Source organism: Rhizorhabdus sp. GW822-FHT03C02 (assembly GCF_058801765.1).
Genome location: NZ_JBXANN010000004.1, coordinates 316,728 through 329,869 on the forward strand (window position 1 = coordinate 316,728; position 13,142 = coordinate 329,869).

8 protein-coding genes are annotated in these 13,142 nt (G+C 68.0%); 3 read left to right on the top strand and 5 right to left on the bottom strand.

The genetic code is table 11. From position 1 onward, the window contains the following. Nucleotides 1-92 precede the first annotated feature (92 nt). Entirely contained in the window at nt 93-1,010 is a 918-nt protein-coding gene (gene ppk2 / locus AC1RM6_RS13830) for a polyphosphate kinase 2 (RefSeq protein WP_493102096.1), read from the top strand. Between the two features lie 151 nt (nt 1,011-1,161). Here the strand turns inward: ppk2 and AC1RM6_RS13835 are convergent, their stop codons facing one another. The 3 genes from AC1RM6_RS13835 to AC1RM6_RS13845 all read right to left on the bottom strand — a co-directional run bounded on the left by AC1RM6_RS13835 (nt 1,162) and on the right by AC1RM6_RS13845 (nt 5,368). Then, nucleotides 1,162-2,130, bottom strand: coding sequence for a transporter (locus AC1RM6_RS13835; protein ID WP_493102098.1), 969 nt, complete (start codon nt 2,128-2,130; stop codon nt 1,162-1,164). 228 nt (nt 2,131-2,358) lie between these two features. Further along, nucleotides 2,359-3,975: an inorganic phosphate transporter gene (locus AC1RM6_RS13840; protein WP_493102099.1), complete on the bottom strand. Its 1,617-nt coding sequence runs from the start codon at nt 3,973-3,975 to the stop codon at nt 2,359-2,361. Nucleotides 3,976-4,276: 301 nt separating this feature from the next. Then, complete coding sequence (locus AC1RM6_RS13845) at nt 4,277-5,368, bottom strand: citrate synthase (protein WP_493102101.1); 1,092 nt, start codon at nt 5,366-5,368, stop codon at nt 4,277-4,279. A gap of 119 nt (nt 5,369-5,487) precedes the next feature. Here AC1RM6_RS13845 and AC1RM6_RS13850 point away from each other — a divergent pair, with 119 nt between their 5' ends. Further along, nucleotides 5,488-6,627 (top strand): citrate synthase, encoded by a 1,140-nt coding sequence (locus AC1RM6_RS13850; RefSeq protein WP_493102103.1) that lies wholly within the window; start codon nt 5,488-5,490, stop codon nt 6,625-6,627. A 127-nt stretch (nt 6,628-6,754) separates the two neighbouring features. On the opposite strand, the gene AC1RM6_RS13855 is transcribed toward AC1RM6_RS13850, so the two are convergent. Both AC1RM6_RS13855 and AC1RM6_RS13860 read right to left on the bottom strand, forming a co-directional pair. Next, nucleotides 6,755-7,366, bottom strand: coding sequence for a hypothetical protein (locus AC1RM6_RS13855; RefSeq protein ID WP_493102105.1), 612 nt, complete (start codon nt 7,364-7,366; stop codon nt 6,755-6,757). A 119-nt stretch (nt 7,367-7,485) separates the two neighbouring features. Then, nucleotides 7,486-10,773 carry an amidohydrolase family protein gene (locus tag AC1RM6_RS13860; protein WP_493102107.1) on the bottom strand — a complete coding sequence of 1,096 codons (3,288 nt, stop codon included), beginning with the start codon at nt 10,771-10,773 and terminating at the stop codon, nt 7,486-7,488. A gap of 330 nt (nt 10,774-11,103) precedes the next feature. On the opposite strand from AC1RM6_RS13860, the gene AC1RM6_RS13865 reads away from it, so the two are divergent. Beyond that, entirely contained in the window at nt 11,104-12,936 is a 1,833-nt protein-coding gene (locus tag AC1RM6_RS13865) for a diguanylate cyclase (RefSeq protein WP_493102109.1), read from the top strand. The last annotated feature ends 206 nt before the right edge of the window (nt 12,937-13,142 follow it).

Below are 13,142 nucleotides of genomic sequence, written 5' to 3' on the forward strand. Positions count from 1 at the left end.
GACGGCGTGTTTCGAGCCATGTTCGCTTACGCCGACGTCACACCCCCGTAACCGTGCCGGCCCACAAGGAAGCCTCATCAGAGGGAAGTTCCATGTCCTACGCCGAGTCACTCTCCGAAATGGAGCGCATCAAGCAGGAGATCGCCGACAGCTTCGACGAGGAGCTGGAGATGGAGATCGACGAGAGCCGGCTCGAGACGATGCTCGCCGACATGGAGGAGCATCCCGAGCGCGAGGCGATCGAGCGGCGCACCTATTTCCGCGAGCTGTTCCGGCTCCAGCACGAGCTCGTCCGGCTGCAGGACTGGGTGGTGCACAAGGGGCTGAAGGTCGTGGTGATCTTCGAAGGCCGCGACTCCGCCGGCAAGGGCGGGGCGATCAAGCGGATCACCCAGCGATTGAACCCAAGGGTCTGCCGGGTCGCGGCGCTGCCGGCGCCGAACGAGCGCGAGCGCACCCAATGGTATTTCCAGCGTTATGCCCAGCATCTGCCCGCCGCCGGCGAGATCGTGCTGTTCGACCGCAGCTGGTACAACCGCGCCGGGGTCGAGCGGGTGATGGGCTTCTGCAACGAGGATGAGGTCGAGGAATTTTTCCGATCGGTCCCCGAATTCGAACGGATGCTGGTGCGCTCGGGCATCATCCTGCTCAAATATTGGTTCTCGATCACCGACGACGAGCAGCAGTTCCGTTTCAAGATGCGGATCCACGATCCGCTCAAGCAGTGGAAGCTGTCGCCGATGGACGTCGAGTCGCGTCGCCGCTGGGAGGATTATACCCGCGCCAAGGAAGTCATGCTGGCGCGCACCCATATCCCCGAGGCGCCGTGGTGGGTGGTCGAAGCGGTCGACAAGAAGCGCGCCCGGCTCAACTGCATCGCCCATCTGCTCGACCAGATCCCCTATGACGATGTTCCCAAGCCCGAGGTCATCCTGCCCGAGCGGGTGCGCCACGAGGATTATGAGCGGCATCCGGTGCCCGAGGAAATGTACGTGCCGGAGCGTTACTGAGGCAGAAAAAATCTTTATTTTCAACGTCATGCTGAACTTGTTTCAGCATCCACCGTGCGACAAGGGGCCGTTCCCGAGTATAGGAGTGGATCCTGAAACAAGTTCAGGATGACGAAGACAGGAAGGTGCGCGGCTTCGGATATCGCCGCGTTTACCGCCGCATGAACCCCATCGCCCGCAGCAGGACATAGGTCGCCGCCGCCGCGCCGATCGCGAGCAGGGTCGCCAGCCAGGTGCCGTGCGGGCTCTGCGCCCAGGGCATGCCGCCGGTGTTCATCCCGAACAGGCCGGTGACGAGCGTCGCCGGCAGCAGCAGCGCGGTGACGATCGAGAGCAGATAGAGATTCTGGTTGGTGCGCTGGTCGGCCTGCATGTCGATCTCGTCGCGCAGCAGCCGGAGCTGGCCCTGGACGCTCAGCGCATCGGCGTCGAGCGAGCGCAGCCGCTGCGAGAGTTTCTCGACGGTCGCCAGCAGCGGTTCGGGCAGGTCCTCATCCTCCTCGAGCCGGCGGAACAGCGCACGCATGCCGTCGAGCATGCGGTGGACCTGCGCGACCCGGCGGCGGATGCCGATCAGCGCGCGCGGGTTGGGCGGGTTGCGGCCGTCGAGGAAATCATCCTCGGCGCGCTGGACGGCGATGCTCATCTCGCGACCGACCCCGGCGAGCGCCTCGCTGATCGTGCCCGCGACCAGATCGAGCGCGGCGGCAGGGCCGGCGACGCGCTGGCCTTGCGCCAGCCGGTTGCGGACGAGGTCGGCCGACCGGATCGGGTGCATCCGCGCGGTGATCATCAGCGTCGGAGTCAAGGCGAGCCGCAGCGCGCCGACCCGGTTGGTGTCCGATCCTTCGAAATCGCGCTCATAATCATGGAGCACGCAGCCGACCACCCCGTCCTCGACCAGCGCGCGCTGGTGGGTGTCGGGGCCGAGCAGCAATTCCTTGACCGCGGCCGGCAGCGGGCCGCGGGTGATCCAGTTGGTGGTGCCCTGGTGCGCGAGCGACAGATGGAACCAGCGGAAACCCTCGCCGCCGGCATCGCATTCCTCGATCGGCTGCGCCTCGCCGGTCGACAGGTCGAAGCCCCAGATCAACCCCGGGGGTGCCGCTTGCGGCATCATGGCGTCTGGTCCGCGCAAATCCTGACCCCCGACAAAGTTGGGACCGGCTCCGTCTAGCACGGAACCGGTCCCATTTTCGATCTCGCGATGATCGGTGCCGGGCGGGTTGCCCGGCATCGCATTTTCTAGAGCGTGATGAAATCTGACTGCGTCAGATCATCTGCTCTAAGTTTTTGATTTACCGCGATATGCGAGTCATCAGGTGATTTCACCTGATTTCATATCGCTCTAGAAGATCGCCGAGAACACCGCATAGAGCCCGCCCGAGAGCAGGATCGACACCGGCAGGGTCAGCACCCAGGCGATCGCGAGGTTGCGGATCGTCGACATCTGCAGCCCCGATTTGTTCGCGGCCATCGTGCCGGCGACGCCCGAGGACAGGACATGGGTGGTCGACACCGGCAGGCCGAGCATGTCGGCCGAGGCGATCGTCCCCATCGCGACGATCTCGGCGGCGGCGCCCTGCGCATAGGTCAAATGCGACTTGCCGATCTTCTCGCCGACGGTGACGACGATCCGCTTCCAGCCGACCATCGTGCCGAGTCCGAGCGCGAAGGCGACCGCGATCTTGACCCAGGTCGGGATGAAGCGGGTCGCCTTGTCGAGCGCCTTCTTGTAGGTTTCGAGCGTCTCGACCTTGTCCTTGGGCAGGCCGAGCGCCTTGTCCTTTTCGAGCCGCTTGATCGCCTCCGACGCCAGATACATGTCGTTGCGGACATTCTCGACCGCCGCGGCCGGCACCTTGGCGAGCGAGCCATAGCCCTGGATCTGCTGGTCGATCTCGCCGATCAGCGCGGTCAAAGCGGGGACGGTGGTGTCGGCGAACTTCTTGTCGGCGATATAGGTGGTGACCGCCTTGCGGGCATCGGCCGGGGCGACCGCGGGGGCCGGGCCGGCGATCAGCGCCTGGCCGGCGGCGATCGAGCTGGTGTGGAATTCGGACACATATTGCACCGGCACCGCGCGGTTGAGCGCATAGGCCGTGGGCACGGTGCCGATCAGGATCAGCATGATCAGGCCCATGCCCTTCTGCCCGTCATTCGATCCGTGCGCGAAGCTGACCCCGGTGCAGGTGAAGATCAGCAGGCCGCGGATCCACAAGGGCGGCGGAACGCCGTCCTTGGGCTCGCTGTAGAGCGCCTTGTTCTTGATCAGCAGCTTCATCGCGAGAAACAGCAGGGCGGCGACGCCGAAGCCGATCAGTGGCGACAGCAGCAGCGCCTGGCCGATCTCGGTCGCCTTGCCCCAGTCGACCCCCGAGGTGCCGCTCTTGCCGTGGAGCATCGCATTGGCGACGCCGACGCCGATGATCGATCCGATCAGCGTGTGCGAGCTCGACGAGGGGATGCCCAGCCACCAGGTGGCGAGATTCCACATGATCGCCGCGATCAGCAGCGCGAAGACCATCGCGAAGCCGGCTTCCGAGCCGACCTGGAGGATCAGTTCGACCGGCAGCAGCGACACGATCCCGAACGCGACCGCGCCGGTCGACAGCAGCACGCCGAGGAAGTTGAAGAAGCCCGACCACACCACCGCGACATTGGCCGGCATCGCATTGGTGTAGATCACCGTCGCGACCGCATTGGCGGTGTCGTGGAAGCCGTTCACGAACTCGAAACCGAGCGCGATCAGCAGCGCGATGAACAGCAGCAGGAACGGCAGATAGGCCTTGGGCTCGACGCCCGCGGCGGCGGCATCGGTGTAGACGCTGTACGCGACATAGAGCAGCGCGGCGAGGATCGCGGCGCCGAACCCGACCAGCCCGGCGACGCCGAGGCCCCGATCGAGATTGGGGCCGGTCGTGGGCCCGGTGCTGGGCGAGTTCATCGTGGCAGTGGCGTTCATTGGGCAATCCCCCGAGTCTTTGGAAGGAGACTAGGGACGCTCGATGACAGTCGGGTTGCAGCGCAGCGTCGATTGTGACGGCGTGGCAATGTTTGGGGGAATGCGGCGGGAGGTGCGATGCTTCGCCGAAATCGCGCGCTTTTCCCTCTCCCCTTGTGGGAGAGGGGCAGGGGAGAGGGGGCGCGAGGGCGAAGCCCGAAGCGTCCCGCACGTGAGGCCGTCGTGCCCTCACCCTTCCCACGCCTTCGGCGCGGGGCCCTTCCCTCTCCCAAGAGGGAGAGGGAGTTGGGTGCAGGCCCGCCTAAGCCGCCAGCCCCACGCCCGGGCCGACATAGACCGACTGCGGCCGGATCAGCCGTCCGGTCGCCTGCTGCTCGCGGGCGTGGGCGATCCAGCCGGCGACGCGGCCGGTGGCGAAGACCGCGGTGAAGGCGTGCGGGGGGAAGCCGAGCGCCTCGAGCAGCAGCGCGGTGTAATATTCGACGTTGGTCTGGAGGCTGCGGCCGGGTTTGGCCTCGGCGAGCAGCGCGAGGGCTGCGGCCTCGATCGTCTCGGCGAGCGCGAGGCGGCCGCCACCGGTGCGGCCGAGCCGGCGGACCGCGGCCTTGAGCGCGTCGGCGCGCGGATCGCGGACCCGGTAGATGCGGTGGCCGAAGCCCATCAGTCGGGCGCCGCCCGCGACCTCGCGCCGCAGCCAGGCCTCGGCATCACCTCCCGATGCGATGGCATCCTCGATCGCGTCGAGCATCGCGATCACCGGCCCCGGCGCGCCGCCATGGAGCGGCCCCTTGAGCGCGCCGAGGCCGGCGAGCACCGTCGAGGTCAGCCCCGCCCGGGTCGAGGCGACGACCCGCGCCGCGAAGGTCGAGGCGTTGAGGCCATGGTCGCAGACGGTGACCAGATAGGTGTCGAGCGCGGCGGCAAGCGTGTCGAGGCCGCCGTCGCGGCCGAGCATGCGCAGCATGTCGACGGCATGGCCGCGCGCCGGATCGGGAGCGATCGCCGCGTCGCCCGCCTTCACGCGCAGCAGCAGCGGCAGCAGCACCGCCGGCGCCGCGATCAGTCGCAGCGCGTCGTCGAGGCCGTCGCCGTCGGGCAGCAGCGCCACCCCGGCGCGCACCCCGTCATAGACGTCGTCGAGCGCGGCGAGCGCTGGCGCCAGCGCCGCGACCCGCGCGAAGACGTCGGCGCGCGCCGCGCCGATCGCCGCCGGCAGATCGGCCGGCAGATCGTCGAAGAAGCCGTCGAGCAGCAACGCCACCACCTCTTCATAGCGGGTCCGCCCGGCGAGATCGGCAAGCGCATGGCCGCGGATCGTCAGCCGCCCGCCCGCGCCGTCGACATCCGACAGGATCGTTTCCGCCGCCACCACATCGTCGAGGCCATTGCTCATCGTCCAGCTCCTTCGCCTGCAAAACTTGACTCTTCGGCTGGCGAGATGCTCTTGGGCGCCGCGTTCATCAATCTTGATCAAGTGAATCAACATGCTGATTTTTGCGCGGTTTTTCGGTCATGGCTGAATGGATCGACCGGCAGGCCGCGCTCGACATCCTCGGGGTGCGCCCGCAGACGCTCTATGCCTATGTCAGCCGGCGGCGGATCGGCATGCGGCCCGACCCCGCCGATCCGCGCCGCAGCCTCTACCGCGCCGACGACGTCGCCGCGCTGACCGTACGGCGCGCGCGCGGGCGCCGGCCGGCGGCGATCGCGGCGAGCGCGATCGCCTGGGGCGAACCTTCGATCCCCACCGCGATCTCGACCGTCCACCATGGCCGGCTGGTCTATCGCGGCACCGACATCGCCGATCTGGTCGAGGCGGCGGGGCTCGAGGATGTCGCCCGGCTGCTCTGGCAGCAGGAGCAGCGGCCGAGCTTCGCGCATCTCCTGTCGCGCGGCGCCGGCACCACCAGCAACGACGTGTTCGTGTCGGTCGCGCGGCTGGTCGGCGAGAGCCGGCCCTCGATCGGGCGCAGCGCGGCCAGGCTCCACGCCGACGCCGCCGAGGCGATCGCCCGGATCGCGGTCGCGCTCGGTGCCGATCCCGGCCAGACCGCGGTCCATGATCGCTGGGCGCGGCACTGGAATCTGGGTGCCGACGGCGCCGATCTCGTCCGCTGCGCGCTGATCTTGTTCGCCGAGCATGAACTCAACGCCTCGACCTTCGCAGTGCGGGTCGCCGCCTCGACCGGCGCCTCGATCGCCGCCAGCCTGCTCGCCGGGCTCGCCGCGCTGACCGGCCCGCGCCATGGCGGGGCGGGGGAGGCGGCGATCGCCTTCATGGAGGATGCCGAGCGCAGCGGCACCGAGACCGCGATCGCCCGCTGGCTCGAACGCGACCGGCCGCTGCCGGGCTTCGGCCATCCGCTCTATCCCGAGGGCGATCCGCGCGCCAAGGCGCTGCTCGCGCGGCTGAAGCTCGACACGCGGGCGCGCGAACTGGCGCAGGCGGTCGCCGAAAGCACCGGCGCGCTCCCCAATATCGACTTCGCGCTGGCGGTGATGACCCGCCAGCTGCCGGTCCCGCGCGACACCCCGTTCCGCCTGTTCGCGATTGGCCGCAGCGTCGGCTGGTCGGCGCATGCGATCGAGCAGATCGCAAGCGGGCAGCTGATCCGGCCCAGAGCGGTGTATGAGGGGGTGATGGCGGGGTGATCCCGTTCTAACCCCTCCCTTTCAAGGGAGGGGCAGGGGGTGGGTGGCGAGCGTAGCGAGCCTCCCGAACGATCCACGAGAGCTGCGCCAGAGGCATCCGCCGTTGGCTTCGGCTGTAGTTCGAAGCCTATCTTGCTTGGGCTAGTGATGGCTTCATCTGCGCCGCGCCATGAACGAACGCGCAGAGGGTCTTGTCGTCCCAGGCGCTGATCTGGTCGAAGCGCGTCTGCTGATACGGCGAAAAGCCATGGGCTTGCGACCGTTCGAGCAAGGCGGTCACGCGCGATGCGCAAAGCGGGGCGGTGACCGTCGCGGTCATGCACCCCAGCAGGAAGCGCCGCTCGAAATCCGATGTGTGGTCGAAAATATAGGCGATGTCGCGGCCTTCGCTTCCAGCCGACCGCTCGCGATGTCCATCCAAAATGATTTGCAGAATGAAAGCTGCACTCGATGGATTCCAGTCGCCCCACACGCTGCTGCTTTTGTTTGGCCAGACATCAAGCTTCGGAAATGTCCCGCCGCAATAGGTTGGGGCGGGGAATTGAGTCATGGCGATGGAGTGGAGATCGCTTGGAGTCCGCGCTTTTGTCGTTTCGATCAGGATTTCGGCAAGCGCGTAATTGTCTTTGCCGCGCAGGCGCCACGCGTCGATGCCGGCGTAAAGCGCAACCGTCATGATGGGCGCGACGATGGCGATGGCGATGATCCACAAAGTCCATCGGAGCATTCGTCTTTTCACCGGTATCTCCGTGCTGGTGAGCTCGAACGCGAGCCTGCGGCTCGCCAGCCACACAAAGGCATCGAGCCTTTGTGTGGCTTACCCACCCCCTTACCCCTCCCTTTCAGGGAGGGGAGATCCTAATCCACATGCGCCCCATGCGTCCCGCCGCCCGAGGTCCCCGGTGCGCCGCCTTCCCACCAATAGGGCGCGCGTTTGGCGGTGCCGGTGACCTCCTCGTTCAGCGTCGCGGCGTCGTAGAGCCGCCCGCCGAGCATCACCTTCGACACGCGTTCGCTGTTGCGGATATTGGCGGTCGGGTCGGCGTCGAGCACCACGAGATCGGCGAGCTTGCCCACCTCGATCGAGCCGATGTCGGCCGCCATGCCGAGCGAGTTGGCTGGCACGATCGTGCCCGCGCGCAGCGCCTCGATCGGGGTCATGCCGCCGCGGACGAACGACCAGAGCTCCCAATGCGAACCGATGCCGGCCTGCTGGCCATGCGCGCCGATCGACACCAGCACCCCGCGCTTGGCGAGCTTGTGCGCCTCGCGGGCATTGGCCGCGTCGACGAAATCCTCCTCGGGCGCCTTGATCCGGCGGACATTGTCGGCAGCGAGCTTGGCCGGCGGGATATGTGCGCGCAGCAGCGGCTGGGCGAAGACGTCGGTCGCCTGACGCCAATAGGGATCGCCGGCGAGTCCGCCATAGGACACCACCAGGGTGGGCGTGTAGTTGGTCTTCGACTGGCTGAAGAAGCTCAGCACGTCCTCGTAGAAGATGTCGAGTGGGACATTATGCTCGAGCGTCGACTGGCCGTCGGCGATCAGGCTCATGTCCATCCCGAACAGCGAGCCGCCTTCGGCGACGACCTCCATATTCTCCTGCCGGGTCGCGGCGACGACCTGCTGGCGCTGGTTGCGGCGCGGCTGGTTGTAATTCTTGATGCTGTGCCCGCCCTCGGCCTTGATCCGGCGGATATGGGCGAGCGCGTCGTCGAGGCTGTCGATCTGGGCATAGACGTCGGGGGCCTTGGCGCCATAGACGATCTCCCCGGTCGAAAAGATGCGCGGGCCGATCAGCTTGCCGGCGCGCTGCATCTCCGACGCGGCGAAAATCTCGCTCGCGCGCGCCGACGGATCGTGGATCGTCGTCGTGCCGAGCGCGAGATTGACCATCAGCGACCAGTTCTGTTCGGGGACCAGCTCCTCCTCGCCCTCCGGCCCATGGGCATGGGCGTCGACCAGCCCGGGGATGATCGTCTTGCCGGCGACGTCGACGGTCTTCGCCCCCGCCGGGATCGCCACCGCGCCGCGCTGGCCGACCGCGACGATGCGATCGCCGCGGATCACCACCACGCCATCGTCGATGATCCCGCCGGCCGCGTCGGCCATGCTGACGATCCGCGCGCCGACCAGCGCGACGGTGCCCGCCGGCTTGTCGGCGGCGACCTCCATCGCCAGCGACACCCCGGTCTTCGGCGCCGCGAATTTCGGGGCGTCGGGGCCGGCCGGGGCGGATGCGAAGACCGTGTCGGCGTTCACCGTGTAGACCGTCGGCCCGAGGCTCCAGTGGAGCGCGGCGCCGTCGTTCGACCAGCCGATATTGTCGGCGCCGTCGCCGCTGACCCGGGTGACCGGCAGATTCTTGGCGTCGGCGCCGACATCGACCCCCTGGCTGCCGGGCATCAGCGGCATCAGGAAAGCCTCGTAATTCTGGCGGAAGGCGGCGAGATCACCGCGCGGTGACACGCTGTAATCGTTGACCAGCTCGCCCTTGGCATGGGTGCGCCTGGCGCCGCCGGCGAGATCGGTGCTGACCAGCGCGAGCTTGCCGTCGTCGCGCGCGACCATGAACACGCGGCTTGCGTCGGCGCCGAATTGCGGCTCGCTCATGTCCTTGGCGACCCGCTTGGCCTCGCCGCCGGCGGCGGGAATCCAGTAGACCCCGGGATTGTCGGACCAGCGCGACGAGACCAGGCTGCCATCCTCGCGCCGTTCGAAGACGATCAGCCTGCCATCGGGCGAGAAGCGCGGCTTGGCATAATGGCCGGGCTGGCGGGTGACGGTGCGCGCGGCGCCGCCGCCGGCGGCCACCGTCCGGATCTGGCCGAGTCCGGCGTCGGTCCAGGCGACGAAGACGATCGTCTTGCCGTCGCGCGACCAGCTCGGGAACAGTTCGCGGCCATCTTCTGCGCCGCTGATGAGCCGCTTCGGCGCGCCGCCCGCCATCGGCTTGATCCACAGCTTGCCGAGGGTCTCGAACACGACATTGCGGCCGTCGGGCGAGACCGCGGGCCAGCGCGCCATATGGGTGGTGAAGCGGTCGGGAGCGACATCGACCTTGGGGTGGATGCCGTCGATCATGTCGCGGCTGTCGTCGATCCGGAACGGGATCACCGCGGCGTTCGATCCGTCGGCGTCGACCCGGCGGATCTTGCCGCCGGCCCAGAAGACCAGGCTCTTGCTGTCGGGCGTCCAGGCCATGTTCGGATAGAGCCCGGTCACCGCCCAGGTCTCCTGCACATCCTGGTCAAGCGCGTCGTAGATCTTGCGCTCCTCGCCCGAGACGAGGTCCTTCACATAGAGTTTCGACTTCGCGCGCTCGCGCCGGACGAAGGCGATCGACTTGCCGTCGGGCGAGGGTTGCGGCCGCACCGATCCGCCGAGCCCCGACACCGCGGTGGTGACCTCGCCGCTGGTCAGGTCGTAACGTTCGATGTCGAACAGGTCGGTGTTCGAATTCTGGGCATATTCGAAGATATTACCCGGCGTCACGTTGCGGGTGTAGAAGATGCTCTTGCCGTCGGCGGCGTAGATCGGCTCGCCCAGCTCCTTCTGGAGCTTCTCGTTGGCGCGCTTGACCAGCTGGACCCCGCCGCCGCCCGAGACATGGTAGAGCCACACCTCGCCGGTGCCGAGCGAGCGGCCGGTGGTGAAATGCTTCTTGGCGGCGATGAAGCGGCCGTCCTTGCTCCAGGTCGGCTGGTTGAGCAGCCGGAAATCCTCCTTGGTCACCTGGCGCTTGTCCTGGCCGTCGGTGCGCATGATCCAGATATTGTCGCCGCCGCCGCGATCCGAGGTGAAGGCGATCCAGCGGCCGTCGGGCGAGAAGCGCGGCTGCACCTCCCACGCCAGCCCCTCGGCGATCCGGGTCGGGGTGCCGCCGGCGATCGGCATGACGTAGATGTCGCCGAGCAGGTCGAAGGCGATCGTCCGCCCGTCGGGGCTGACGTCGACGTCCATCCAGCTGCCCTCGTCGACCTTGATCGGCACCTTGCGGATGGTCGCCCCCGGCGGCGCGTTGACGTCCCATTTGGGCTTGTCGTCCTTCTTCGCCACGGGCGCAGCGGCCGGTGCGGGTGCCGTCTGGGCGGTGGCGGGCGCGATGAGGAGGATGGCGGCCAGGACCGTCGCGACGCTTTTCATAAGGATTCCCTGTATTATCTGGGCGACACGGTAAGCGGTGCTTGCGGCGCTGTCAGCAGGAGAGTTGGCTGCCCCTCACCGTCGCCCCGGCGGAGGCCGGGGCCGCGCAAGGCTCCTGCCCTGAGCGCGTTCCAATAGTGCCAGTTGCTTCGATAGGCTCATCAACGTCGTTCCTTGCGTCACACTATGCGTTTCTACCTTGAGCGGCCCCGGCCTCCGCCGGGGCGACGGGGGGGGGCAACAAAAGGGTTAACGGCTCGTCAACACCTCGCCGCTATCCCCTGCGTCCACTCGTGGTCCGTGGAGGCGGGCCGGGTTGGGAGGTGCGTGGTGTTGAATTCGCTGTCGCTGCGGATCTACGGGATCGGGCTGATCGTCGCCGGCGCGGTCGCGGCGCTGGTGATGATGGTGTTCATGGCGACCGAGCGCACCAGCAGCGCCTTCGTCTGGATCGGCCATACCGAGGAGGTGATCCGCACCGTCGATGAGCTGCTCGGCGACATTCGCGAGGCGGAATCGGGCCAGCGCGGTTTCCTGCTCACCCGCTCGCCCGCTTATGTCGACAGTTTCAACGAGCGGATCGACAGCGCGATCGAGCGGTCGAACGATCTCGTCCAGCTCGTCGCCGACAATCCCGACCAGAGCAAGCGGGCGCGCCGGTTGAAGGACGATGTCCAGGACAAGGTCGACGCGCTGCGCATCCCGCTGGCGCTGGCGAAGAAGCAGGATTTCGAGGCGGCGATCGCCTATGTCGCCAGCGGCCGCGGCCGCTCGCTGATGGAGGAGGTCGCCCGCCGCGCCGACGAGATGAAGTCGGCCGAGGGCAGCCTGCTGCGGGTCCGCTCCGAAAATGCCGAGGACCAGGCGGCGTGGAACCACCAGCTCGTCTTCTTCGGGGTGCCGGCGATCGCGCTGGTGATGATCGGTTTCCTCGCGCTGCTGGTGTCGGCGGTGCGGCGGCCGCTGGCGGCGGTGCTCGCCTCGATGACCGCGTTCGGCGACGGCGACCTGTCGGCGCGCGCCGCGGTCGATGCCGGCACGCGCGAGTTCGACGATCTCGCCCGCGCTTATAACGGCATGGCCGACCGGCTGGCGGCGGCGCTCGCCGGACAGAGGTCGAGTGAGGACGAACTGCAGGGCGCGAACCAGGCGCTGCGCGCGCAGGGCGAGGCGCTGCAGGCGCGCGGCGACGCGATCGAGCGGCTCGGCGGGATGGCGCACCGCATGCAGGCGGCGCGCACCGACGACGAACTGGCCGAGGTGATCAGCTGTTTCCTGCCGCAGGTGCTCGAGACCCCGGGCGCGCTCTATGTCCATGACGACGGCCGCAGCCATCTGGTGCGGCTGGTGGGCTGGGGCGGGGTCGACGATCTGCCGGCGGGCTTCACCCCGAGCGAATGCTGGGCGCTGCGCCGCGGCCAGAGCCACAGCGTCGAACAGCGCGGCGCCGATGTCTGCTGCCACCATGTCGGCGAAACGGTCGAGACCTATCAGTGCCAGCCGGTGCTCGCCGGCGGCGAGGTGATCGGGCTGCTCTATCTCCAGGGCGCGGTCAGCGCCGAGGCGCGCTTCCGGCTGACCGTGCTGACCGAGAATATTGCGTCGGCACTGGTCAACCACCGGCTGCAGAAGGGGCTGCGCGAACAGTCGATCCGCGATCCGCTGACCAATTTGTTCAACCGCCGCTATCTCGAGGAGACGCTCGGGATCGAGGCGGCGCGTGCGCGGCGCGGTGACGGCCGGCTCGGCGTGGTGATGTGCGACGTCGACCATTTCAAGCGGTTCAACGACAGTTTCGGCCATGACGCCGGCGACGTGCTGCTGCGCGAGGTCGCCGCGCTGATCCAGGCCCATGTCCGCGACGGCGACGTCGCCTGCCGCTTCGGCGGCGAGGAATTCGTGCTGGTCGGCCCCGGCGCCGAGACCGGCCAGCTCGCCCGCCGCGCCGAACGGCTGGGCGACGCGATCCGCGCGCTACAGGTCGTCCATGACGGCAAGCCGCTCGGGCAGGTGACGATGTCGTTCGGCATCGCCTGCCTGCTCCCCGGCGAGCGCGGCACCGCAGGCCTGCTGCGCCGCGCCGACAATGCGCTCTACGAGGCCAAGCGGCTGGGCCGCGACCGGGTGGTCATAGTCGGCGGCGAGGTGGGGGCGGCGGTCTGAGTTGGCAACCAATTCGGTGGGCAACCAATTCGGTGGGCAACCAATTCGGTGACAGTGCACTTTTAGCGAAGCCGCGGGTAGCTCCGGCCTGTTGTGTCGCGCCGACGACGCGCTCTGCGAGGCGAAGTGGCTGGGGCGCGACCGGGTGGTTATCGCCGGGGGCGGTGTGGAGGGGGGCGCGGCTTGAATCGGAGGCGCGCGGTGGT